Source organism: Maricaulis sp., assembly GCF_017642925.1.
Taxonomy (GTDB): Bacteria; Pseudomonadota; Alphaproteobacteria; order Caulobacterales; family Maricaulaceae; genus Maricaulis.
In genome coordinates this window covers 209,487-232,841 of sequence record NZ_JAEPOL010000004.1, presented here as the reverse complement: position 1 = coordinate 232,841, position 23,355 = coordinate 209,487, and the positions used below count along the sequence as shown (strand labels likewise).

Genomic DNA, 23,355 nt, shown 5'->3' with positions numbered 1-23,355 from the left:
TTCGGCGCCGGTGCCGTCTTCGCCAATGGCGCCATGCTCGGCCTGGAAGTCAGCCTCGCCGGCATCGGAGACGGCGACTTCAAAGCCAACTCCGCACGCATCAACCTCAGACTCCCGCTCAGCCTCGGACGGTAGCGGGGGCGACGGCGAAGAAAAAAGGAGCGGGCCCTGCCGGGTCCGCTCCTTGCTGTTTCGGGGCGTGTTTTGACTGTCCTAGTGGATGTCGAACCGGTCGAGGTCCATCACCTTGGTCCAGGCCGCCACGAAGTCCTTCACGAACTTCTCCTGCGCGTCGTCCTGGGCATAGACCTCGGCATAGGCCCGCAGGACCGAATTGGAGCCGAAGACCAAGTCAAGCCGGGTCGCGGTCCACTTCGTCTGGCCGGTCTTGCGGTCACGGACCTCGTAGATCCCGTCGCTTGCCGGTTTCCAGGCATTTGCCATATCGGTGAGGTTGACGAAGAAGTCGGTTGTCAGCGCGCCTTCGCGGTCGGTGAAGACGCCATGCTTGGTGCCGCCGTGATTGGTACCGAGCACCCGCATCCCGCCGACCAGAACCGTCATCTCCGGCGCCGTCAGCGTCATCAGCTGGGTCCGGTCGAGCATCAGCTCTTCCGGGCTGACCGCATAGTCCTTCTTCAGCCAGTTCCGGTAGCCGTCATGAATGGGCTCGAGAACGTCGAAGCTGTCGGCGTCGGTCATAGCGTCGGTTGCATCGCCGCGGCCCGGTGCGAAGGGCACGGTTATGCCGACACCCGCGGCAGCGGCCGCACGCTCGACACCGACATTGCCGCCCAGCACGATCACGTCGGCCAGGCTGGCCCCGTATTCCTTCGCGATGGGTTCGAGAACACCCAACACCTTGGCGAGGCGCTGCGGTTCATTGCCCTCCCAGTCCTTCTGGGGTGCCAGACGGATACGGGCGCCGTTTGCGCCGCCGCGCATGTCCGACCCGCGATAGGTGCGGGCGCTGTCCCAGGCGGTAGCGACGAGTTCGGCCGTCGACAGGCCGCTGGCAGCGATCTTCGACTTGATGGCGCCGATATCGTAATTTGTCGGGCCGGCCGGAACCGGGTCCTGCCAGATCAGGTCTTCGGCCGGCACGTCCGGGCCGACATAGCGCGCCTTCGGCCCCATGTCGCGGTGCGTCAGCTTGAACCAGGCCCGGGCGAAGGTGTCGCGGAAATAGGCCGGATCGGCCATGAATTTCTCGCAGATGGCCCGGTAGGCCGGATCCATCTTCATCGCCATGTCGGCATCGGTCATCATGGGGTTGTGCCGGATGGACGGGTCGGTCGCATCGACCGGCTTGTCCTCTTCCTTGATGTCGACCGGTTCCCATTGCCAGGCACCGGCAGGGCTCTTCTTCAGCTCCCACTCATAGCCGAACAGCAGGTCGAAATAGCCCATATCGAACGTGGTCGGATGGGTCGTCCAGGCACCTTCCAGGCCCGAGGTGACCGCATTGGCTGCCTTGCCGCCCATATTGGGATTGGCCCAGCCGAAGCCCTGCTCCTCGACACCGGCGGATTCCGGATCCGGGCCGAGCGCGCCGGCATCGCCATTGCCATGGGTCTTGCCGACCGTGTGACCCCCGGCGGTCAGGGCGGCGGTTTCCTCGTCGTCCATCGCCATGCGGGCAAAGGTCTCGCGCACCTGTGCCGCGGTCTTCAGCGGGTCCGGCTGACCGTTGACGCCTTCCGGATTGACGTAGATCAGGCCCATCTGCACAGCGGCCAGCGGGTTCTCCATCGTCGACGGATCGTCGACATTCTCATAGCGGCCATCGCTCGGGGCGAGCCATTCCTTCTCGGCGCCCCAATAGGTGTCCTTCTCCGGATGCCAGATGTCTTCCCGGCCGAAGGCGAAGCCGAATGTCTTCAGCCCCATGGATTCATAGGCGATATTGCCGGCCAGGATGATCAGGTCGGCCCAGGAGACGGCATTGCCGTACTTCTTCTTGATCGGCCAGAGCAGGCGGCGTGCCTTGTCGAGACTGACATTGTCCGGCCAGGAATTCAGCGGGGCGAAACGCTGATTGCCGGTGCCGCCGCCGCCGCGGCCGTCGGCCAGGCGGTAGGAGCCGGCCGCGTGCCAGGCCATGCGGATCATCAGGCCGCCATAATGACCCCAATCGGCCGGCCACCAGTCCTGGCTGTCGGTCATGAGGTCCGTGACGTCCTTCTTGAGGGCCTCGACGTCGAGGGTTTTCAGGGCTTCGCGATAGTTGAAGTCCTTGCCCAGCGGGTTCGTCTTGGTGTCGTGCTGGTGAAGGATGTCGAGGTTCAGCGCATTGGGCCACCAGTCCATCACCGATGCGCGGCCAGACGTCATTCCTCCATGCATCACCGGGCATTTGCCGAGTGATTGCGTATCATTGCCGTCCATGATGTCTCCGATCATGTCTTGAATGCGTGGATGCCGATTTACTCATCAATACTGCTCGAAGGATGACGGGCGGCGCCTTATGAATCAAATCGATTTTATCAGGCGGAGCCATAGATTGTTTCACTGTCACGACCGCTCGCGGCTTTGTGACGGGTGTTTGCGCGTACTTCGACGGCCGGGTTTTGCCGGCCACTTGTGCCGGTGGCAGAACAGGCCCACTTCGTTGGCAGTCGAGCAAGGGAGCGGGTTAATGGGTGCTATTCCGGATCAGGTCGGTTTTGCCGTCATGACGGTCTCCGATACGCGCGATGCGGCAACGGACAAGACAGGTCCCTGGTTGCGCGAGGCCATCTCGGTCGATGGTCACCGCGTCGTGGACCATGCCATCGTGCCGGACGATGTGACGGCGATCCGCACGCAGCTGGACGTCTGGATCGCCAACCCCGACATTCATGCCGTGATTGCCACGGGCGGAACCGGTCTGACCGGGCGCGACGTCACGCCGGAAGCCTTCCGCGGTGCCTATGACAAGGAGATGGACGGGTTCGCGGCGGTCTTTCACCAGGTCAGCTATGCCTCGGTCGGCGTCTCGACGATACAATCAAGGACAACGGCCGGCATCGCCGGCGGCACCTATCTGTTTGCCGTGCCGGGCTCGAGCGGCGGCTGCCGCGACGCCTGGAATAAAGTGCTGCGGATCGAATTCGACCGGACGCACCGGCCCTGCAATCTGGTCGAACTCATCCCCCGGCTGACGGAGCGCTGACATGAGCGACCCCGCCATGCCGGCCGTTGATGCAGCCCTGGATGCGATGCTTGCAGCTCTGTCGCCGCTGGTGCCGGTCGAGCGGCCGCTCGCAGACTGCGGGGGCGCTTTCCTGGCCAAGCCGCTGGTCGCGCAATGGACACAGCCGCCGTTCGCCGCATCAGCGATGGACGGTTATGCCGTCCGCTCGGCCGATCTCGCCGCTGGACCAGAAGCGCTGCGCTTGGTTGGTGAGGCGGCGGCCGGGCATGCCTTTAGCCGGCAGGTCGGGCCGGGCGAGGCCGTGCGAATATCCACCGGAGCGCCGGTGCCGGACGGGGCCGACCAGGTCGTGATGCAGGAAAAGGCCTCGCGTTCGGGCGATGCTGTCCGTCTCGCCGACACATCGCGCCCGATGGCCAATATCCGGCCGGCGGGTACGGACTTTTCCCGTGGAGATCGTCTGCTTGAGGCCGGGCGCCGCCTGTCGCCGGACGCTGTCGCGCTGGCGGCCGCGGCGCGTGTCGCAACCCTTCACATTCACCCGCGACCCCGCGTGGCGATCCTGGCGACGGGTGACGAGCTGGTCGAGCCCGGTGAACCCGCCGCCGGTCCTTCGCAGATCGTCAACTCGGTCGCTCCCGGGCTGGTGGAACTGGTCCGCATCTGGGGCGGGGAACCGGTCTATCTGGGCATCGCCCGCGACCGGCCCGAAGCGGTCCGGGACGCGCTTTACCACGGGCGCGACGGCGACCTGACGGTGACGGTCGGCGGCGCATCGGTCGGCGGGCATGATCATCTGCGCGCGGTCTTCCAGGCCGATGGCGGCCGGTTCGCATTCGAGCGGATTGCGGCGAGGCCGGGCAAGCCGACCTGGTTCGGCATAGTCGAGGGGCACCCGGTGCTTGGCTTGCCGGGCAATCCGGTTTCGGCCCTGGTCATGGCGCGCCTCTTCCTGCGTCCGGCGCTGGCGCGGCTGGGCGGCGGTGCAGCGGTCGCCGTCTTCGCGCAGGCCCCCCTTGCCGTCGCGCTCGAAGCCAATGACTGGCGGGAAACCTATCTGCGTGCCACGCGCGACGACGCCGGTCATGTCGCGCCATTGCCCAACCAGGACTCCTCGGCACTTTCGGCGCTCGTACAGGCCGATTGCCTGATCCGGCGGCCAGCCGGTGCCCAGGCGATGGCCGTTGGCGAGCGGGTCGAGATACTTTCCCTTTCGGATCGCGCCTGAGCGCGCCTCTGTCGCATTTGTAATGCCCGGCAGGCCTTGTCAAAGGTCGCCCGGTTCGCTATTGACATTAACGTCAATGTAAATAGTGGCGCGAGAGAGGCACCCATGGCATCCAATTCCGGAACTCCCAGCGATCTGGTCATCCAGCGGCGCGACATGCGGTTTGGCCGCGATACGCCCAATCCACGCTGGTGGCATGGGGGGGATCCGGGACGGACGGCTTTCTTCAACGCGCTGTCCTCAACCTTCCCGCTTGGCGAGAAGTTCTTCATGCAGTCGATCAAGCGCTATCGCGATCGCACCGAGGAGCCGCTACGCAGCCAGATCGACGACTTCATGTACCAGGAATCCATGCATTCGCGGGAACACGCCGTGTTCAACCGGCAGGCCGAGGATGCCGGTTATGACATCCGGCCACTGGAAGAGCGCACGCGGGTCACGGTGAGCTGGGCCAAGTCGCGACCGCACCAGATTCAGCTGGCCGCGACCTGTGCACTCGAACACTTCACGGCCGTGCTGGCCCATGGCGTGCTGGCCGACCCGAAATACCTCGACGGGGTCAGCCCCGAGGCGTTCCGCCTGTGGCGCTGGCACGCGATCGAGGAGATCGAGCACAAGGCGGTGGCCTTCGATACCTGGAACAGCGTGACCCGAAAATTGCCCGGCATTCGCCGCTGGGCCCGGCGTTGTGTCGTGATGGCGACCGCAACGGTGCGGTTCCACTGGGTGATCTATCGCAACACCGCGGATCTGCTCAAACAGGACGGTTTGAACAATTTTGGAACCTGGATGCGTCTGCTCGCTTTCCTGTATGGTCGTCCCGGTCCCATGCGGGTGCTGGTGCAGGGTGCTTTCGGATATATGCGCCCCGGCTTTCACCCCTGGCATACGGACGATCGAGAACTGGTCGAAGGCGCCCTGGAGTCGCTGAACATGTTCAAGGAGCAGGAGAGCCCCGCATGAGATCCGGATACCTGCCTCTGCTGGCCGGTCTGCTGATGGCTGCACCGGCCGCCCATGCTGACAACATGCCGGACATCACCGGCCTCTGGGCCACCGGCTCGGCAGGCGGCAAGGTGGAAATCTACCGCTGCGACGACGCGCTGTGCGGCCGGCTTGTCGATGCGGACGCGCTGCGAGAGAACCCTGACCAGCGGGACGTGCGCAACTCCGATCGCAGCCTGCGCGACCGGCCTCTGGACGGGCTCGTCGTGCTGCAGGACTTCTCCGGCGGACCGCGCGAATGGGAAGGCGGCCCCGTCTACGACCCCCAGTCCGGCGACGGTGCCCGCAATGGAGAGCTGCGCCTGCGCGAAGACGGAAGTCTGGAAGTGAAGGGCTGTGTGGCCTTCTTCTGCAGGACCCGGGTCTGGACACGGGCCGACTGAGGGTCAGTCAGCATCCTTTGGGCGCTCCAGGAAGGCCGGCAGCAAGTCGGCCATGATCCGGCGGCTGGCCTTGTCATCCTGGCCGAGAATGTCCCGCAGCGGCGGACCGATCAGGGCATCGCCGAAAGCGCTCAGCGCAATGAAGAGAACCGCTGCCTTGATCCGCTCGCGGGGCAGCTGCGGATCGTGTCCGGCCATCTCGTCGACCGCATCGACCACGCCCAGTACAGCCTGGCGCACCGGTTCGAGCCGGGAGGTGTCACCGGTCATCACGATCCAGGAGGCCAGCCGGCCTGCGCCGCCCTCACCGAAGGCGCCGAACACGGCATCCACCAGTTCGCGGGGTGCGCTCTCGTCCGTGCGAAGCCGGGCGACGGCAGCGTCGAGCGCATCGCGCAGATCGTCCACCATTGAGCCCATCAGGGCCGCCTGCAGGTCGGAAGCCGATCCGAAATGGTGGATCAGGTTGGCGTGGGTCACGCCGATCTTCTTGGCCACAGCGGACAGTGTGACGGCATCCGGTCCGGCCTGGAGCAGCAGGGAGCGCGCTGCGGCAAGGGCCTCGCTTCGTGCCTCGTCCGGCGTCCGCCGGCGGCGTTTCTGAACGGTCTTCTCTTTTGGCATGTCGTTGGTTACTTCGATGTAGATAGCGGCTGTCTCCTAGACTGAACACCGGGTTAACACAAGCGGTGAGGGCCAGACGCCTTGCCGGGAAGGCTTGCGCACAGCGGAACCTTTTCGCGAGGTGTGGCCTTGAGCACGTAGCGATAGAAAAAAATCTTACTGACATTGGTATCAATAGTATTGACACTGCCGTGAATAACTGCACCGATATGCACGCGAGGCAGAGCCGCCGCTGTCTGCGAGGAAAAGAACCGGCGGATCGCCGTGTACCCGCCAAGGCCGCCTGAAGAGTGGCTGCCGGGGATCGGCAAGAGGGAGGAAGATAAATGCGAGCTATCGCAACCGGGCGCGCCTGTCTGAGGGCCGGCGTATCGACTGCTGTTCTTGTTCTGGCGGGGGGTACTGCCTTCGCGCAGTCCGCGGACGAGACGGAGACTGAAAACGAGCGCCGCTTTTCCGGTGACGTTATCACCGTAACGGCGCAGAAGCGCGAGGAAGTGATCCAGGACGTGCCGATTGCGGTGTCGGCCTTTACGGCCGAGGATCTCAACCTGCGCGGCATCGAGGGCGGGTCGGAACTGCTTCGGGCCATCCCGAACGTCGCCTTTTCGAAGAACAACTTCTCGATGTTCAACTTCTCGATCCGCGGGATCGGGACCAAGGCCATCTCCGCGGCCAGCGATCCGGCCGTCGCGATCAGCTTCAACAATACGCCGCTGATCCGTAACCGGCTGTTCGAGCAGGAGTATTTCGACGTGCAGCGCGTTGAGGTGCTGCGCGGGCCGCAAGGCACGCTCTACGGCCGCAACGCGACGGGCGGTGTGGTCAACATGCTCCCCAACCTGCCGGAAACCGGTGTGTTCGGTGGCTCGATCGAGGCAGAGGTCGGCGGGTATGACAGCCGCCGCCTGCGCGGATACATCAACATTCCGGTCGGCGACACGTTCGCGATTCGGGTGGCCGGCGCCTCGACCCAGCGCAGCGGATTCGACCACAATCTTTTCTCGGACCGGCATGTGAATGACCGCGACCTCTGGTCCACACGGTTTTCTGCCCTGTGGGAGCCGACGGAACGCTTCAGCGCCAATCTGATCTGGGAGCATTTCGAGGAGGACGATAACCGGTCGCGCACGGGCAAACAGTTGTGCACGACCGATCCGGGGCCGACCCAGGTGGGAGATGCTACCGTTCCTACCGGCACTGTCGGCGGACTGGAAATCGGCAATCTGCTCCAGAACCAGATGAGCCAGGGTTGCCTCCCGCAATCACTCTTCGAGGACGCCGCCTATGATGCGCCCAACGGCGGGGCGTTGACGATTGTCCGTGCGGCCAGCCTCTTCCTGCGCCAGGGCTACTATGCGAATGGCGATCCGATGACGGTCCCCACGATCGGGGTTGACCCGTTTGCGGGTGCTGAGGTTTCGCGCGATCTTAGGGAGATCAACGCCGCGATCGACCCGCGTTTCCGGGCCGAGAACGACGTCTTTCAGCTCAATCTGGCGTTCGAGCTCACCGATGATCTGACGCTGTACTCGCAGACGGCCTATGCCAAAGACGATTACTGGTCGACCCAGGATTATGGTCGTTTTCTGTCTGATCCGATTTTTCCGGATACGAGTCAGAGCTTCGACAGTGGCGGCAATCCTGTTCCGTCGCCACTTGCTCCCGGCCGCATCTATATCGATCCGCAACTCGGTCCGTCGTCGCGGTTTCTTACCGGCGACCTGAGCCGATCGGACAACTCCCAATGGACACAGGAGTTCCGGATCCAGTCGGACTTCGAGGGAAATTTCAATTTCAGTCTCGGCGCGAACTATCTCGAATTCGAGTCACAAGACGACTACTTCGTCTTCAACAACTTGTTCACGGCCATGGCCGAGTATTATTACAATTCTCCGGTCTCCGCGTTCTCTGACGATGAATTTACCTCGGTTTGTGACGAAAATTACAACGGGGGGGCAGCGTCTCCTCCCTCCGTTACGGAATGCGTTTACGTCGATCCGACGTCGATCGACAATCTGGTTGGGGATGGGCACAACTATTTCCGCAGCCGGAACGTTGTCGAGACCCGGTCTTGGGCCGTCTTCGGCGAGGGTTACTGGGAGCTGAGCCCGGAACTGCGCTTGACCTTGGGCTTGCGCTATACCGATGATCAGAAAACTGCGACGCCTTATCCCAGCCAGCTTTTGCTGGGGGCGCAGATCGACGGAACACCGGGGCCGCAGTCCGGGGGCTATTCCCGCCGCGGCTATCAGGCCGATCCCGATGTCGAGCTGGGCTGGGAGGCCCTGACCGGCCGGGCCGTTATCGACTGGATGCCGGACCTGTCCTTTACCGAGGATACGCTGATCTACGCATCGTATTCGCGGGGCTATAAGGGCGGTGGCACGAATCCGCCGCGCGCCGAAATCAATTCCGAGGTGATCCAGTATCAGCCGCTCGAAGGCGCGTTTGAGCCGGAATATGTCAACGCTTTCGAGATCGGCACCAAAAACACCTTTGCCAACGGGCGCGGTATGCTGAATCTGACGGGCTTCTGGTACGATTATGAAGATTACCAGGTGTCGCAGATCGTCGACCGCATCTCGCTCAACGAAAACTTCGACGCCCGCATCTGGGGGCTGGAGCTTGAGGCGATGTATCGTCCGACGCCGGACTTCCAGATCGACGGCAATCTCGGCTATCTCAATACCCGCATTGCCGATGGCGAGGGCTCCATAGACGTCATGAACCGCACGGCGGGGAATGAAGACTGGACGTTGCTCCGCCCGTGGGTGCAGGTGCCATCGAACTGCGTGGCGCCGACCGAGTATGTCGAGACCATTCTTGAGCGATCGACAGTGTTTCCGGCCAATATCACCACTTTTGCTCTCACCGCACTGTGCGGCGGCGCGGCCCGGTATGGCAGTTTCGATCCGGACTTCCAGTCCATACTCCCCTTCTGGCAGCTCTACGGCTTTACCTATGATCCGCTCACCGAGGCGCCCAATGGCGGTCGCGGCTTCGAGACCGATCTGAGCGGCAATGAACTGCCCAATGCGCCGAACTGGACACTCAATATCGGTGCCCAGTACACCTTCCATCTCGGGGATTGGGAGTTGACGCCAAGGGCCGACTACTACTGGCAGGGCGAGAGCTATTTCCGGGTGTACAACACCGAGTACGACCAGCTTCAGTCCTGGGACAATCTCAACATATCCGTGATGCTCATGCGGCCGCGCGACGGTCTTGTCATCGAAGGCTATGTGAAGAACGTGTTCGACGATGCGCCCATCGTCGACGCCTTCACTAACAGCGACGACACGGGTCTTTCGACCAATGTCTTCACGCTCGATCCCCAGATCTGGGGGCTGAGTGTCCGGACGAGCTTCTAGTTCGATTGTAGCCAGGCGTCCGGAGGGCGCCTGGCTGTTTCGTCCTCTGCCGGTCCAAGGGGGATGGCAGAGTGACCCGGTTGCCGGCATCGGGTTCCAGCTCTTGAGATATTCGGGCTGGAACACTGGCAATCTCCGAGCCGAGCGGTCGAAGGGGACCCGTCGGGCTTGCGTAGTGACATCTGACAGGGGGGAGGGCGCTCGGCGCTCTCGTGGCACATGAGGCGCTGCCGGTACGGGCTGGCGCCTCGTCCACCTCGTCGTCCGTACCGGACGACGAGCCAGGACAAATGCTCGACCTCGCGAATCCGGGGGCGAGCCGGTTGCGTATGGGAAAAATATCTAACCTATTGAAATAAAAGAATTATTTGACTTTCACTCAACCGGTGGGTAGCCTTTTTATGTCCTCACTTCGAGGTCGATAAAAGGAGGAAAAACCATGATCACCAAGACCAGTCTCGTAGCCGCCGTCTTCGGCGTCGCCATGATCGGCGCGCCGGCCATGGCGGAGGAGTTCCGGCCGCTCAACACGAATGTGGACCTGGACGGTACCCTCACGCTCAGCCAGTCGACGACGCTCGACTGCGATGTCGATGTATCGCTGTCCATCGACGGGAATGGCGATGCGACCGTAAACAGCCGCAGCTTCAGTGCCGGCGACTGGCAGTGCGGCATCTTTGTTGCTCCGTCGGGGACTTGGACCGTGGATCCGGGGCCTGGCACCAGCAAGGTAACCATGACGGTTGGCGCGTCGTCCATTCTGGGCTCGTGCAGTGGCACCATTCAGGCCGACTTCAACAACTCCACCGGCGTGGTCACCTTCAACAACGTGTCGATCCCGGGCACGCCGAACGCCTGCACCATCAATGGCTCGCTGTCGTCGACGCCGCAGGCTTCCATCGTCCCCTGAGTGGGACGTCAGACAAGCTGAGGCGGTCACCGCCTCAACTCCCGAACCTGGCCGGGCGCACTCCTCTGCGCCCGGCCCCTTTCAAGGACTGGGAGGCACGGCACAGCATCCCGTCAACGCGCTCAGCGGGCACGGCTTGCGTTCAAGTCCACCCAGATCCCGACAGAAATGGAGAGAGCCCAATGAAACTGAAGCCAACCCTCATGGCCGCCTTATTCGGTGTGGCGGTTACCACGGCGCCCGCTTTGGCAACCTGGCCGCCGGGCACCACCCCGACGATCTCGGGCACATTGACCCTGTCGCAGAGCACGACGATCGACTGTGATGTCACAGTCGATCTGAGCATCAGCGGCTCCGGTGTGCCGACCATTACCAGCCGGAGCTTTTCGCCGGGCGACTGGCCGTGTGGAGTCCTCGTTAATCCGACGGGAACCTGGACGATTACTCCGGGGCCGGGCACGAACAAGGTGACGCTGTCGATCGGTGCAACGTCCATCCTCGGCTCTTGCTCCGGTACGGTACAGGCCGACTTCAACACGGCGACCAACACGATCACCTTCAACAATGTAAGTGTTCCGGGCACTCCGAACGCCTGCACGGTCAATGGCTCGCTGAGCTGAGCGCAGTGAATACCCTGCGTGTATCCGAGCGGCTGGCCCGTGAGACGTCAGCCGCTCGGCCTGTCCCGGCTCATGACACGCGCCGGATCCGGTGGGCCGAAGGTCGGCTCAGGGAAGACAGCGGTACGTGATCCGGTGTCGCACGCTCCCAGATTGAAGGAACAAGTCCGGATGACCCGAAAGATTTTGCTTGTTGCCGCAGCGTCGGGCTGTGCACTGCTGGGAAGCGAAGCCCTGGCCGAGGAGTTCCGGCCTTTGAGCCAGAGCCTGACCCTGTCCGGCTATGTAACGATGGATGCCGACATGATCGCAGCCTGTATGGTTACAATCGCACTCAGCATCGACAATTCGGGCAATGCGGTCATGACCGGCAGCAGCTCAGCGCCCGGGCACGCGTTCTGCGGCTTCTCCACGGGACCGAGAGGCACCTGGGCACTCTTGCCGGGCCCCGGCACCTCTACCGTCAGCATGAACATCTCGTTCCAGTTGATCGGCTGGGGGTGCGTCGGGGCCGTCCAGGCCGATTTCGACAACACGACCGGGAATCTCGTCTTCGACAATGTGACAGTCCCTGGCGACAGGGGCGTGACCTGCGTCCTCAATGGTACACTTGGTTCCAGCCCGCAGATGTCCATCATTTCGTGACGCTGACGACGAAGCAGAAGCCGGCAGGCCCTGCTGCGCTTGCGGCGTCGGTAGAGAACGCAAACCGGAGCCGGGTGTGCACTCCACACGCCCGGCCTTTTCGCCTGTCGCCTCCGCCCTTGCGGTCCAGGGTGGTCTAGGTAGCATCGCTGGAGGAGGACACGGTTTGCTGGCGTTGACAGGTGTCACGAAAACTTATGGGGACGGCGTGGGCCGTGTGACCGCGCTCGACGATGTGTCGCTCCATGTGGAAGCCGGTGGATTCGTGGCCGTGTGCGGACCGTCCGGGTCCGGCAAGAGTACTTTGCTCAATATCATCGGCTTGCTGGACAAGCCGGATGCCGGGGATGTGTCGCTCGGTGGCGAGCGGGTCGTGCTTGCCGGCCGGGCAGAGGCCGCCCGCCTTCGCAACCGGCTCATCGGCTTCGTCTTCCAGTCCTTCCAGCTTCTGCCCCGCCTGACAGCCTGGGAGAATGTCGCGCTGCCGCTGTTCCATCGCGGTCTCGGGCGGGCCGAGCGCCGGGCGAAGGCACTTGCAGCGCTCGACAAGGTCGGCCTTTCGGATCGTGCCGCACACCGGCCGGATGCCCTGTCCGGCGGTCAGCGTCAGCGCGTCGCGCTGGCGCGCGCCCTGGTTGGTGAGCCCGCGCTGGTGCTGGCAGACGAGCCGACCGGCAGCCTGGACAGTGTCAGTGCCGGTGCCGCGCTCGATCTCCTGCGCGATGTGAATGAGCGCCTGGGCGTCACCATCGTCATGGTCACGCATGACCGTGAAGCAGCAGCCCGCTGCGACCGCACGATCAACATCCGGGACGGCCGGGTGGCGGGGGAGGCGGCATGAGGGCGGGGCCGCCACCGGCAGCGCTTGCCCTTGAAGCGCTGACCAATCTGCGGGGTCAGGGTGCGCGTTCACTGCTGGCGCTGCTCGGTATTGTAATCGGTGCCGCTGCGATCGTGGCGCTGACCAATCTCGGGCATGTCGCCCAGGCCGAGACGCTGAAGCGGTTCGAGCAGATGGGGGTCGACATGCTGGTCCTGCGCGGCATTCCGGCCGGCGAAGGCCCCGTCCGTCTCGATCGCGAAACGATCGAGCGGCTCCCTGCAAGCGATCCCGATGTGGTTGAAGCCACACCGCTGGCCATCGGGCGGGACGGGGTGCGGCCGTTGAACAGGCGGCAGGTCGCGGAAGAAGACGCCATGATCGTCGCCGTTACCCCGGCCATCTTCCCGGTTGCCGGGCTGGACGTCGCGCGTGGCCGTGCGCTGGGGCCGTTCGATGCCTGTGTCCCTGTCGCCGTTGCCGGATCAGTCGTCGCTCGCGATCTGACGGCCGGCCAGGCCGTCCTCGAACCGGGCGAGCGGCTCAGCCTGGCGGGTTATGTCTTCACGCTGGTCGGCGTGCTTGAACCGGCGCCGCTGGAGGCACTCAGCCCCGTCGATTATGACCGGTCGATCCTGATCCCCCTCTCCTGCGCCCGGCGCGCCCTGGCAGCCGGGGATCCCACCGTGGCATTGGTAAGGCTGCAACCCGAAGCCGATCCGGACCGGACAGGGCCGCGTCTCGCGGCGGCGCTGGGCAATGCCACCGCGACGGTGAGCGTGCGCAGCGCGCGCGAGATGATCGCGGCCATGAAGCGCCAAACGGGTCTCATTGCACGCTTGCTGGCGGGGATCGGAGGGATATCCTTGGTGGTCGGCGGGATTGGCGTGCTGAATGTCATGCTGATGAGTGTGATGGAACGCCGCCGCGAAATCGGCCTGCGGGCGGCGCTTGGTGCCACCCCGGCCGATATACGCACCCTGTTCGCGATCGAGGCCGCGATCCTGTCGCTTGGCGGCGGAACATTGGGGGCGGCGCTCGGCATGAGCGTTACCGTATTGTTTTCCTTGCTGTCCGGCTGGGACTATGTGGCGGCGTGGTGGATACCCATGCTCGGCCCTGCCGTGGCGGTTCTCGTCGGTGGTGCCTTTGGTCTTTATCCCGCCTTCGCTGCTGCCCGGGTCGATCCGATCGAGGCCTTGCGTGCGGAATAGTCCTGCCCTTCTCCTTGCGGTGGCCGCCCTGGCGGTGCACTGGGCTCCGGCGGAGGCCCGGCAACGATTGCCTCAACCGGACCCGCTCGCCGGTGTGCCGTCGCCGCCGGACAATCCCGTTCCGGGCGGACAGGTGATCGAGATCACGCTCGACGAGGCTGTCGCGCTGGGGCTGCGCCGGAACCGGACGGTCCAGGCTGCCCATCTGCAGCGCGCGGCCGAACGGTTCGATCTCTATGTCGCCGAGCGGGCCTTTGCGCCGCGCGGCGAAGTGCGCGCGGAAGTCGTTCGCCGGGTTTCCGGGGGTGTAACCCGGTCCGAGGCATCGGTCTCGCCGGGGATAGGCCTTGTGACGCCACTGGGCACGCAGATCGATTTTACCTGGCAGCTTACCGAACGGCTCGGCGGGGCGGGCGGGGGCCTGTCCCAATCGGCGACCGTGAGTGTCAGCCAGCCACTGGTCCGCGGTGCCGGGCCCGAGGTCAATCTTGCCCCGGTCCGGATCGCGCGGCTGCAGGAGCGGATCAACCGTCTGCGGCTGGAGGGCACCGTGTCGGATACGATTACCGCGATCGTCTTTGCCTATCGCGCCTTGATGCAGGCGCAGGAACAGGTCCGGCTGGCCGACATATCGCTGGAACGGGCGCGGGCCCTGCTGGAGACCAATCGTCGCCTCGTCGAGGCGGGCCGGATGGCGGCGGCCGATATCGTGCAGACCGAATCAGCCGTCGCCGCACAGGATGTTGCCCGCCTGCAGGCCGAGCAGGCCCTCAACAGTGCCCAGCTTGCATTGACCCGCCTTCTTGCACTCGATCCGCGAACCAACATCGAGGCCGCCGGCCCTGTCGATGCGGAATATGTCGCCGTCGACACCGTTCGCGCGGTACGGCTGGCCCTGGACAATCGCGTGGATGTGCTGGCGCAGGAGATTGCTGTCCAGCAGGCCCGCCAATCCCTTGTGCTGGCGCGGGATCGCCGGCGCTGGGATGTCTCCCTGTTCGGTGCGGTTACGCAGCGGGGCGCCGAACAGGGACTGGCGGAAGTCTATGAGGATGAGACGGATGTAACGGCTGGCCTGCGCGTGGAGATTCCCTTGGGCGATGTGTCGGCCGAACAGGGCGTGGTGCGCGCCCGCACCAGCCTCGATCTGGCGGAGCTGCGATCGGCGGATCTGGCCCAGGCCATCGAGGTTCAGGTGCGCGACGCGGTGCAGCAGGTCGAGGCGCGATGGCGTCAGGTGGAGACGGCACGCCGGGCGCGAGACCTCGCCGAACGCGCCCTGGAACTGGAGCAGGAAAAGCTGCAGGCCGGCCGGACCTCGAACTTCGAGATTCTCTCGCTGCAGGCCGGCCTGCGCACGGCCGACATCCAGGCGCTTGCAGCCGAGATCGCCTACCTCAACGCGCTGACCGCGCTGGACCAGCAAATCGGGAGTACGCTTGAAACATGGCGCATCACGCTCGAACCCTGATTGCAGCTGCAGCGCTGCTCACGCTGTCCCCCGGGTGCGGCCCGGGAGCGGGTGCACCTGCGACCGGTGCGACGCAAAGCCTGCTCCTGGAACCCCGTCCCGTCGAGATCGTGCTTGGTTTTACCGGCCGCATCAGTCCCGGTGACCGTGCGGATCTGCTCGCCCCCTATGAAGGCGTGATCGAGACCCTGCACGTGCATGTCGGCGACCGCGTCGCTGCGGGTGATGCGCTCGTCACGCTCAATCCGGCGGACCTGCAGCGCGAACGTGCCCAGGCCGAGGCGGCGCTTCTTCGCGCCGAGGCCGATGCCGCCGAGCTGGAGGATTGGGAGAACGGTCCGGAAATGTCCCGGGCTCGCCGTGATGTGGCAGGCGCCCGGGCAGACCTGTCGGATCTTGAGCGGCGTCTTGAGGAAACGGCGGCCTTGCTGGAGCGGGGGCTGGTTCCCCGCGGGGAGTATGACGGGCTGGTGCAGCAGCGCCGCGATCTGGGCATGCAGCTGGACCAGGCGCTTGAACAGTTGGAAGCGACGCGTGAGCGAGGTACGGGAAACCAGCGCCGGATCGCGTTGCTCGAGCGCGATCTGGCTCGAGAGCGTCTTGAGCGGATCGAGGTCGAGCTGGCCAGTTCAACCCTTCGTGCGCCGGTCGCCGGTCTCGTGGTGCGGCCGCCCGATGCCGACGGCGAGCTGGGCGAGCCGCTGCGTGCCGGGAGCCGCGTCAGTCGCGGCCGGCCATTGCTGATTATTGCGCGTCCGGATGCGCTTGATGTGAGTTTCAGGCTCGACGAGGGCGATGTGACGGCGCTCCTTCCCGGTGCTCCCGTGCGGGTTACCGGGCCTGGCTTTCCGGGGGTGGAGCTGACCGGCACGCTCACGGCGGTCGCCGGTCAGGCGGAGGCGTCGGCCGCGGGGCAGCTGGCCGAGTTCACGGCCACGGCCCGCCTGGATCCCCTGCCGGACTCTGCCGCTGAGTCGGTCAGGATCGGCATGACGGCCGACATTGATGTGGTGGTGTTTGCCGATGATGCGGCTCTCCTGGTGCCGGCACAGGCCGTCGAGGGCGCTCCGGGAGATGCCTGGGTTCATGTGAGGGATGCACCTGGTGAGCCGCTGCGCCGCGTTCAGGTGGAGATCCGGGCAACCGGTCCGGCCGGCGTCGTATTGGGGGAGGGTGTTGCGCCGGGAGACACGATCGTCTGGCAGAACTGACCCGGCGACGGCGAGGGCGCTACGACACCCGTTCGACCACCATTGCGCTGCCGACGCCCGAACCGCCATGCACCACAACCAATCCAAGACTGCCCCCTTGGCGCTCCATACCGTCAACAAGCGTGCCCAGCAGGATGGCACCTGATGCCCCCATCGGGTGCCCCATCGCCAGATGTCCGCCATCGGGATTGACCTTGTCGGGATCGGGGCCGTATTCGCGCTCGAAGCGGACCGGCGTGGCGGCGAAGGCTTCCATGAATTCGATACGGTCGAAATCGCTGATCGCCAGCCCGGTCTGCGCGAGAACACTGTCCATTGCGGCGAAGCCGGCGGTGAGTTGCAGCACGGGATCGGCGGTGGCTTCGGCAAAGCCGCGGATCCTCGCGCGCGGGGCGAGGCCGGCCGCCTCACCGGCCGCCCGCGACCCGATCAGCACCAGTCCGGCGCCGTCGCAGGTGGGCGGGCAATTGGCCACGGAATGGACGTGCTGGATGGTGTCGAGCTCTGGCCGCGCGGCGAGCATGATGGCGTCGAACCCTTTCGCGCCCAGTCCGGCGAAGGCCGGCTCCATCGCGGCGAGGCTTTCCGCGGTCGTGTCGGGGCGTATGCCTTCATCGTGGGCGAGGGCGATCGATCCGTCCGCGCGGACAATCGGCACAACGCCGTCCATATCGCCGCGCGCCCAAGCGGCTGCCGCGCGCTGGTGCGAACGCAGTGTCACGGCGTCGAGGGCCGCCTTGTCGTAGCCGTTCATCGTGGCCATCAGGTCGGCGGACAGGACGACCGGCACATAGCGCAGGCGGGCGGCGGTCTCCGGGTCGTCGTAATAGAAGGCGTGGTCGCCCATGAAGGGCACGCGCGACATCATCTCGACACCGCCGGCGATGCGCAGCCGGTCGTCGCCAAACGCAAGGGCGTCGCTGGCGGCGAGGCCGACGGCCGTCAGGCCGGAAACGCAGAAATTGTTGAGTGAAAGCGCCCGCATCTCCGGCGGCAGATTGGCGTGCAGCCGGCTGACCAGTGCAATATGTCCGCCCTGGGCACCGATCTGGCCGACACAGCCCAGCGTTAGCCCCGCGGCCCGCTCGATCGTGTCTTCACCGGTCCGGGTCCTGAGCGCATCGACAAGCTGGCCGACCAGTTCCTGCGGTGTGAATTCGGCAAGCCCGCCGGTGGCCTTCGACTTGCCGCGCGGCGTCCGCACCGCGTCGTAAACATACACTTCCATGCCCGATCAGACCCCGATCACCAGACTGACACTAGCGGTCGTTGATCCGCCGACATTATAGGTCGCCGCTGTACGGGCGCCCTCGACCTGGCAGTCGCCGGCCTTACCCGAGGTCTGGCGGGCAGCATCCAGCGCCATGCGCACACCCGTCGCGCCGACGGGGTGGCCCAGTCCGATCAGCCCGCCGGAGGGGTTGAAGGGCAGCTTGCCGCCTGGCGCAATGACGCCGTCCTCGACCGGCTTCCAGGCTTCGCCCGGAGCGGACAGGCCGAAATGCTCGATCGCCATGTATTCGGTGACGGAGAAGCAGTCGTGGGTTTCCACGAGGTCGAGATCGTCGGGGCCCGACAGGCCGGCCCGGGCGTAGGCATCGATGATCGCCTTGCGCACCCAGGGGAAGATATAGCCGTCGCTACCGTCGCTCTCGGCGAGTTTTGTTTCAAGCAGAAGCGGGGCCGTGGTGTGACCCCAGCCTTTCAGTCGCGGAATGTCTTCCAGATCGAGGCCGCGGGCGTCTGCATACTCGCGGGCCACTTCTTCTGAGGCCAGGAAGATCACGGCCGCGCCGTCGGTGACCTGCCCGCAATCGCTCTTGCGCATCCAGCCCTCGATAACCGGATTGGCTTCATCGTCCTGGGCAAAGCTGCGCTCGGTGAACTCCCAGTTCCGGGTCTGGGCATTCGGATTGCGGCGTCCGTTGGCAAAGTTGATCTTCGAAATTTCCGCCAGATGTTCCGGGTTCAGCCCGTAGCGGCGGTCATACTCGGCGGCGAGGTTGGAAAACATCGCCGGCCAGAGATAGCGGGCGCCGACAGCCTCGCGGCCGGCCCAGGCGGCGGCGCCGAGATTCTCGGCCGCAGTCTGGCCGGGCACATTCCGCATCATCTCGACACCGATCACGCCGGCTAGGCCATAACGGCCGGCCTCGATATCCGCCATGGCCGCCAGGATCGCCATGGAGCCGGATGCGCAGGCCGCTTCGTGCCGGCTGGTGGGCAGGCCGGCAAAGGCGGGATTGGCGTGGACGGCCATGCCGCCCAGCAGACCCTGGCCGCAGAAGAGTTCCGCCGCGAAATTGCCGACATGGAGCACTTCGACATCGCCGGCATCGATCCGCGCATCCTCGAGCGCGGCCTCGGTCGTCTCGGCGATCATGTCGAACAGGCCCTTGTTCTCACGCGTCCAGTTGCGCGCGAAATCGCTCTGGGCGCCGCCGAGAATGAAAACAGGCGGGGGGCTGGTCCGGGCGGTCGATCGGTAGGTCATGGCGTCCCCTTTTCGGTGTTCGGCGGCTTTGGGCATTCCGGCCGCCAGGCGATGATGATCCCGACGGCAATCTGACAATGAATTAACTTGCGTAGTCAAACCCACTTTATCGATGCTACGATCATGGAGCAAGTGGAGAGCTGCGAGCACGGTGCTTGTGGTCTGTGCAAGTCGGTTCGCAGGTGCGATCAGGGCGAGCGTGTGCAGCCTGTCACGGCGTTTGCGCAGGAGTGCCCCGGGTTTGGATTCGCAAGTTTCCGCCAGACGCCGGGCGTCCAGCGTGCACCGTCAGGCAGCCGATCTTCTGGTTTCAGTGCGCAAGTGCATAAATGCCAAATAGTGGCGGCAAGTCCCTTATATATCGCGATTTATCGGACCATTCGAAGAATCCATACTAACTTGCATTGACGAACCTAACTCGCTGCGTGTAGCGTTCCTTCCGGTGTGACCCTCAACCAATAGCGCTGGCAAGGCAGCTTCGGGTGCACCGAAGGGGAGGAATACCGTGAATAAGTTCAAACAAATGACGGCACTGGCTCTGATACTCGGCATGACCGGGACAGCCGGAGCCTATGCCCAGAATGCCGAGCCGGAAGAGACCGGATCGGGCCCGCAGCTCGACGTGATCGAGATCACGGCGCAACGCCGTGCGGCGAGCGTCCAGGATTCCGCCATCGCCGTCTCGGCGATCAGCGGGGAAAACCTCGAAAAGGACCGGATTCTCAGCTTCGAGGATCTGGCAGGCAGCGTGACATCGCTGTCCTTCACCGCATTGTCGCCGCTGGACCAGGAATTCAACGTCCGCGGCATCACCAATACCCGCCTCGACTCACCGTCGGCAGACCAGTCGATCGGCATCTTCCTGGACGATGTCTATGTGGGCCGGTCGGGGTTGTTCAATGCCGACATGTACGACATTGAACGGGTCGAGGTCGTGCGCGGTCCCCAGGGCGTGCTTCTGGGTCGCAATGTGGTCGGCGGTGCCATCAGCATCGTGACGGCCAGCCCCGAGTTCGAACCCGGCGGCGCGCTGTCGGTGTCTCTGGGCAATTACAATGAAACCCTCGTGCGGGGCCATGTGACCGGTCCGATCAACGAGGTGCTTGCAGGCCGGATTTCCTTCTCGTCCCGCGATCGGGGCGGCTTCAACCACGACCTGCTGCATGACCGCGAGCTGGACGATCTGCGCTCCTTGCAGGCCCGGGCTCAGCTGCTGTTCCAGCCGATCGACGGAAATGTCTCGGCCCGCCTGGTCATCGACTATATGGACGACGAGTCGAACGGCTTCCATTCCGTGGCAATCGACGGGCCCGATCCGGCGACGCAAGGGCCGTGGAGCGCCATGCGCGAGCTGATCGGTACCGCCCGTGGCCGGCCGCTGGACATCCGCGAGAGCTTCCCGGAGCACCCGATCTACAAGGGTGATACCGTGGAGTCTCCGCAGGCGCTGCGGCGCGAGGCCTGGGGTATCTCCCTCGACATCGACCGGGATATCGGCGATTTCGCCACCCTGACCAGCATCACCGGCTATCGTCAGGGTCACGCCTACAATCTCTATGACCAGACCGGCATGGGGCCGAACAGTGGCTATGGCATTGTCTCGCCGCTTCTGTTCCGCTTCCCGGTCAATGAGCGCGAAGAGATCAGCCAGTTCACCCAGGAATTCCGGCTTGTCTCCGACCTTGGCGACAGCAATTTCGACTGGATCGTCGGTGCGTACTACCAGCATGACGAAGTCGAGAAGTTCGACCGGTTCTGGGCGGAAGTTCCCTTCCCGGCCTTGGCGACCCTCTCCGGTGAATCGCACTGGGACAATTTCGCGGAGACCACATCCGCAGCCGTCTTCGGTCAGCTGGGCTATCAGTTCACCGAGAATTTCCGGGTCGTGGCGGGTATCCGTTACACGCGGGACGAAAAGTCCGGCACCGTCTTCGCCCGGGCTGTGGAAGGTGGCGACGCTTTCAACCCGACCGATCAGGTGGCGCTGACGCCGCTCGCCGGCACCTATGTGGAAGGCGACACCTTCTCGGCGAACTACGGCATGGAATGGGAAGAAGTGACGCCTCAGGTGACGGCGGAATACGAGCCCAATGACAATGCCCTGTTCTATCTGACGTGGTCGCGCGGCTATAAGGGCGGCGGGTTCGAGGACGATCCGGCCAACCCGGCGGCCGCCCAGTCCGGTTATGATCCGGAGACGGTCGAGAATATCGAGTTCGGCGCCAAGCTGGACTTCTTCGACCGGCGTGCCCGGCTCAACATCGCCGCCTTCATGATGGACTATCAGGACCTGCAGGTGACGCAGACCGATGATGGTTGCCTGTGCAACATCACCGACAATGCGGCCGACGCCGAGATCATGGGTATCGAGGCCGAGTTCCAGTTTGCCGCTACCGACCGCTTGATGATGTGGGCGGGCGCCACGGTGCTGGAAACCGAATATGTCGACTTTGTCGACAGCAACGGCCTGGACACCTCCGGCAATACGCTTCAACGCACGCCGGAAACCCAGTTCAATGTCGGTGCCGAGCTGACACTCGATCTCGGCTCGTGGCGGGATGCGCTCTCCATCCGCGGCAATTACAGCTATCAGGGCGAAATGTTCTGGGCGCCGGACAATGCCCAGACGGAAGACGCTTACGGCCTGCTCGACGGCCGTGTCACCCTGACGCCGCCGGATCGCGACTGGACCGTTTCGGTGTGGGGCAAGAACCTGACCGACGAGATCTACCGCACCAATATCATCGCCTTCTTCGGCGATGAGGTGTCCCGCCTGGGCGCGCCGCGCACTTACGGGATCGAACTCTCGACGACCTTCTAGACATGCAAAGCCCCGGCGCCGTGGCGCCGGGGCTGCACTCCCGCCTGAGCCGGCCGTCAATGACGGGCCGGCTCATTTTTTGTCAGGCTCAGCTATTCGGCGCCATCCGGTCGGCCATCGACTTGGCCAGGCCATGGGGATCGCGCGCCAGATGCGCTCGTACGGCGATGGAATGCGGATCGGTATCGTGCTCGCCGACGCCGTTTGCGATGGCCCACAGGCCGGCCTTGCCGATATCGCGCGGCTGCGACTTCTTCACCTTCACATGTGCGGCCATGCGCGTGTCGACCGACCCGACGATCAGGGCCGTCACACCGACGCCCAGCGGCGCCAGTTCCGCGCGCAAACAGTCCGATGCTGCGCGGGCCGCGAACTTGGACGGGCTGTAGCCACCCATATCCGGAACGGCGACGATACCGCCGGCGGAGAGCACATTGATAATGCCGCCACCGCCGTTCGCGGCGATGACCGGCGCGAAGGCCCGGCTCATCGACAGAACGCCGAAATAATTCACTTCCATCTCACGCCGGGCCGCGTCGGGGTCGTCGGTGCCGTAGAGGCGCTGCATTTCAAACGCACCGGCATTGTTGACCACGAGCGTGACGTCTTGCGCCTTTTGCGCGGCGGCCGCGACCTGCTCGGGCCGGGTCACGTCCAGCTCGACGGGGACAATCCGCGACGGATCCGTCTTCGCGACGTCTTCAGCATCGGCGAGCTTGCGGGCGCCGACATAGACGCGTGCCGCGCCATGGTCGAGCAGTTCCTCGACAAAGCCGAGGCCGATGCCCCGGTTGCCGCCGGTAACGATCGCTGTGCAGCCTTCGATCTTCATGTCAGTCAGCTCCAGTCCTGGCTGTAGAGAATGTCGTCGGGTTTCTTGGCGCCGCGAACGAGGGCTTCCGGGTCCGGCGCGATCGCACCGCGGCCCCAGCTCTCGTGCAGCGGCATTTCGTGGTTCCACTCCCAGGCGAGGCGGCGATGGGCGATCGCCCAGCGGCCGTCGCGGCGCTCGAACCGGTCGATGAGGCGCGCCATGGTGAGGCTGTCGAACGGGTCCTCGACGCCGGTATCGCGGCGGGAGAAGGTCATGATGTAGCACTCGGTCAGCGCGCGATCGCCGTCCAGCTCGATCATGATGTTCGTGACGGCGTGGGTCATGCGCGGTGCCTTGGGCAGGACTTTCCGCATGGTCGCCACATACTCGGAGGCCGGGCCCTTGAATGTGCCGCCATGATCCTCGATGGCGTCGTCGTGATAGGCCGCAGCGATCAGATCCGCGTCGCCCCGGTCGGCCCCGCGGCAATAGCTGACAAGGACCTCGTAGATGGCCTGCTTGTCGAGGAGCGCGCGGAGCTCGGTCATCAGGGTGCTGTCGGCATCGGGCATCGTGTCGGACATG

General features: G+C 64.6%; 19 protein-coding genes. 13 read left to right on the top strand and 6 right to left on the bottom strand.

The features are described 5' to 3' along the window. Positions 1 to 213 precede the first annotated feature (213 nt). Complete coding sequence (gene katG / locus JJ918_RS05180) at positions 214 to 2,388, bottom strand: catalase/peroxidase HPI (RefSeq protein WP_367277641.1); 2,175 nt, start codon at positions 2,386 to 2,388, stop codon at positions 214 to 216. A gap of 250 nt (positions 2,389 to 2,638) precedes the next feature. On the opposite strand from katG, the gene JJ918_RS05175 reads away from it, so the two are divergent. From JJ918_RS05175 to JJ918_RS05160, 4 genes are all read left to right on the top strand, one after another. Further along, positions 2,639 to 3,154, top strand: coding sequence for a molybdenum cofactor synthesis domain-containing protein (locus tag JJ918_RS05175; RefSeq protein WP_291884188.1), 516 nt, complete (start codon positions 2,639 to 2,641; stop codon positions 3,152 to 3,154). Position 3,155: 1 nt separating this feature from the next. Next, on the top strand, positions 3,156 to 4,364 hold the full coding sequence (glp, locus tag JJ918_RS05170; protein WP_291884186.1) for a gephyrin-like molybdotransferase Glp: 1,209 nt from the start codon (positions 3,156 to 3,158) through the stop codon (positions 4,362 to 4,364). Between the two features lie 105 nt (positions 4,365 to 4,469). Continuing rightward, positions 4,470 to 5,327 carry a metal-dependent hydrolase gene (locus JJ918_RS05165; protein WP_291884184.1) on the top strand — a complete coding sequence of 286 codons (858 nt, stop codon included), beginning with the start codon at positions 4,470 to 4,472 and terminating at the stop codon, positions 5,325 to 5,327. Continuing rightward, the gene (locus JJ918_RS05160; RefSeq protein ID WP_291884182.1) at positions 5,324 to 5,752 is read left to right on the top strand and encodes a DUF2147 domain-containing protein; all 429 of its coding nucleotides are present in this window, start codon (positions 5,324 to 5,326) and stop codon (positions 5,750 to 5,752) included. The genes JJ918_RS05165 and JJ918_RS05160 overlap by 4 nt, the downstream gene beginning before the upstream one ends. A 3-nt stretch (positions 5,753 to 5,755) precedes the next feature. Here JJ918_RS05160 and JJ918_RS05155 read toward each other — a convergent pair whose 3' ends face one another. Further along, the gene (locus JJ918_RS05155; RefSeq protein WP_291884180.1) at positions 5,756 to 6,376 is read right to left on the bottom strand and encodes a TetR/AcrR family transcriptional regulator; all 621 of its coding nucleotides are present in this window, start codon (positions 6,374 to 6,376) and stop codon (positions 5,756 to 5,758) included. 326 nt (positions 6,377 to 6,702) lie between these two features. Here JJ918_RS05155 and JJ918_RS05150 point away from each other — a divergent pair, with 326 nt between their 5' ends. The 8 genes from JJ918_RS05150 to JJ918_RS05115 all read left to right on the top strand — a co-directional run bounded on the left by JJ918_RS05150 (position 6,703) and on the right by JJ918_RS05115 (position 16,641). Further along, positions 6,703 to 9,750 carry a TonB-dependent receptor gene (locus JJ918_RS05150; RefSeq protein WP_291884178.1) on the top strand — a complete coding sequence of 1,016 codons (3,048 nt, stop codon included), beginning with the start codon at positions 6,703 to 6,705 and terminating at the stop codon, positions 9,748 to 9,750. A 439-nt stretch (positions 9,751 to 10,189) separates the two neighbouring features. Further along, positions 10,190 to 10,660, top strand: a complete 471-nt coding sequence (locus JJ918_RS05145) for a hypothetical protein (RefSeq protein ID WP_291884176.1) — start codon at positions 10,190 to 10,192, stop codon at positions 10,658 to 10,660. Between the two features lie 182 nt (positions 10,661 to 10,842). Continuing rightward, entirely contained in the window at positions 10,843 to 11,280 is a 438-nt protein-coding gene (locus JJ918_RS05140) for a hypothetical protein (protein WP_291884173.1), read from the top strand. 171 nt (positions 11,281 to 11,451) lie between these two features. After that, the gene (locus JJ918_RS05135; protein WP_291884171.1) at positions 11,452 to 11,925 is read left to right on the top strand and encodes a hypothetical protein; all 474 of its coding nucleotides are present in this window, start codon (positions 11,452 to 11,454) and stop codon (positions 11,923 to 11,925) included. Positions 11,926 to 12,133: 208 nt separating this feature from the next. Then, positions 12,134 to 12,766: an ABC transporter ATP-binding protein gene (locus JJ918_RS05130; protein WP_291884168.1), complete on the top strand. Its 633-nt coding sequence runs from the start codon at positions 12,134 to 12,136 to the stop codon at positions 12,764 to 12,766. Then, complete coding sequence (locus tag JJ918_RS05125; protein ID WP_291884165.1) at positions 12,763 to 13,959, top strand: ABC transporter permease; 1,197 nt, start codon at positions 12,763 to 12,765, stop codon at positions 13,957 to 13,959. Before JJ918_RS05130 ends, JJ918_RS05125 begins: the two co-directional genes overlap by 4 nt. A 67-nt stretch (positions 13,960 to 14,026) precedes the next feature. After that, on the top strand, positions 14,027 to 15,430 hold the full coding sequence (locus tag JJ918_RS05120; protein ID WP_291884163.1) for a TolC family protein: 1,404 nt from the start codon (positions 14,027 to 14,029) through the stop codon (positions 15,428 to 15,430). Then, positions 15,406 to 16,641, top strand: coding sequence for an HlyD family efflux transporter periplasmic adaptor subunit (locus JJ918_RS05115; protein ID WP_291884160.1), 1,236 nt, complete (start codon positions 15,406 to 15,408; stop codon positions 16,639 to 16,641). Before JJ918_RS05120 ends, JJ918_RS05115 begins: the two co-directional genes overlap by 25 nt. Positions 16,642 to 16,660: 19 nt before the next feature. Here JJ918_RS05115 and JJ918_RS05110 read toward each other — a convergent pair whose 3' ends face one another. Together JJ918_RS05110 and JJ918_RS05105 are read right to left on the bottom strand one after the other, a co-directional pair. Further along, entirely contained in the window at positions 16,661 to 17,869 is a 1,209-nt protein-coding gene (locus tag JJ918_RS05110; protein ID WP_291884157.1) for an acetyl-CoA C-acyltransferase, read from the bottom strand. 6 nt (positions 17,870 to 17,875) lie between these two features. Beyond that, positions 17,876 to 19,135, bottom strand: coding sequence for an acetyl-CoA acetyltransferase (locus JJ918_RS05105; protein WP_291884154.1), 1,260 nt, complete (start codon positions 19,133 to 19,135; stop codon positions 17,876 to 17,878). Between the two features lie 505 nt (positions 19,136 to 19,640). On the opposite strand from JJ918_RS05105, the gene JJ918_RS05100 reads away from it, so the two are divergent. After that, a complete protein-coding gene (locus JJ918_RS05100) occupies positions 19,641 to 21,956 on the top strand; it encodes a TonB-dependent receptor (protein ID WP_291884151.1) in 2,316 nt (771 codons plus the stop codon). Between the two features lie 88 nt (positions 21,957 to 22,044). On the opposite strand, the gene JJ918_RS05095 is transcribed toward JJ918_RS05100, so the two are convergent. Both JJ918_RS05095 and JJ918_RS05090 read right to left on the bottom strand, forming a co-directional pair. Continuing rightward, positions 22,045 to 22,788: an SDR family oxidoreductase gene (locus JJ918_RS05095; protein ID WP_291884149.1), complete on the bottom strand. Its 744-nt coding sequence runs from the start codon at positions 22,786 to 22,788 to the stop codon at positions 22,045 to 22,047. 5 nt (positions 22,789 to 22,793) lie between these two features. Further along, positions 22,794 to 23,354: a nuclear transport factor 2 family protein gene (locus JJ918_RS05090; RefSeq protein WP_291884147.1), complete on the bottom strand. Its 561-nt coding sequence runs from the start codon at positions 23,352 to 23,354 to the stop codon at positions 22,794 to 22,796. Position 23,355 lies beyond the last annotated feature (1 nt).

Excerpts from the sequence above, each read along its gene's own strand:
- katG (WP_367277641.1), bottom strand. The coding sequence starts at position 2,388 with ATGGACGGCAATGATACGCAATCACTCGGCAAATGCCCGGTGATGCAT.
- JJ918_RS05175 (WP_291884188.1), top strand. The coding sequence starts at position 2,639 with ATGGGTGCTATTCCGGATCAGGTCGGTTTTGCCGTCATGACGGTCTCC.
- glp (WP_291884186.1), top strand. The coding sequence starts at position 3,156 with ATGAGCGACCCCGCCATGCCGGCCGTTGATGCAGCCCTGGATGCGATG.
- JJ918_RS05165 (WP_291884184.1), top strand. The coding sequence starts at position 4,470 with ATGGCATCCAATTCCGGAACTCCCAGCGATCTGGTCATCCAGCGGCGC.
- JJ918_RS05160 (WP_291884182.1), top strand. The coding sequence starts at position 5,324 with ATGAGATCCGGATACCTGCCTCTGCTGGCCGGTCTGCTGATGGCTGCA.
- JJ918_RS05155 (WP_291884180.1), bottom strand. The coding sequence starts at position 6,376 with ATGCCAAAAGAGAAGACCGTTCAGAAACGCCGCCGGCGGACGCCGGAC.
- JJ918_RS05150 (WP_291884178.1), top strand. The coding sequence starts at position 6,703 with ATGCGAGCTATCGCAACCGGGCGCGCCTGTCTGAGGGCCGGCGTATCG.
- JJ918_RS05145 (WP_291884176.1), top strand. The coding sequence starts at position 10,190 with ATGATCACCAAGACCAGTCTCGTAGCCGCCGTCTTCGGCGTCGCCATG.
- JJ918_RS05140 (WP_291884173.1), top strand. The coding sequence starts at position 10,843 with ATGAAACTGAAGCCAACCCTCATGGCCGCCTTATTCGGTGTGGCGGTT.
- JJ918_RS05135 (WP_291884171.1), top strand. The coding sequence starts at position 11,452 with ATGACCCGAAAGATTTTGCTTGTTGCCGCAGCGTCGGGCTGTGCACTG.
- JJ918_RS05125 (WP_291884165.1), top strand. The coding sequence starts at position 12,763 with ATGAGGGCGGGGCCGCCACCGGCAGCGCTTGCCCTTGAAGCGCTGACC.
- JJ918_RS05115 (WP_291884160.1), top strand. The coding sequence starts at position 15,406 with ATGGCGCATCACGCTCGAACCCTGATTGCAGCTGCAGCGCTGCTCACG.
- JJ918_RS05110 (WP_291884157.1), bottom strand. The coding sequence starts at position 17,869 with ATGGAAGTGTATGTTTACGACGCGGTGCGGACGCCGCGCGGCAAGTCG.
- JJ918_RS05105 (WP_291884154.1), bottom strand. The coding sequence starts at position 19,135 with ATGACCTACCGATCGACCGCCCGGACCAGCCCCCCGCCTGTTTTCATT.
- JJ918_RS05095 (WP_291884149.1), bottom strand. The coding sequence starts at position 22,788 with ATGAAGATCGAAGGCTGCACAGCGATCGTTACCGGCGGCAACCGGGGC.
- JJ918_RS05090 (WP_291884147.1), bottom strand. The coding sequence starts at position 23,354 with ATGTCCGACACGATGCCCGATGCCGACAGCACCCTGATGACCGAGCTC.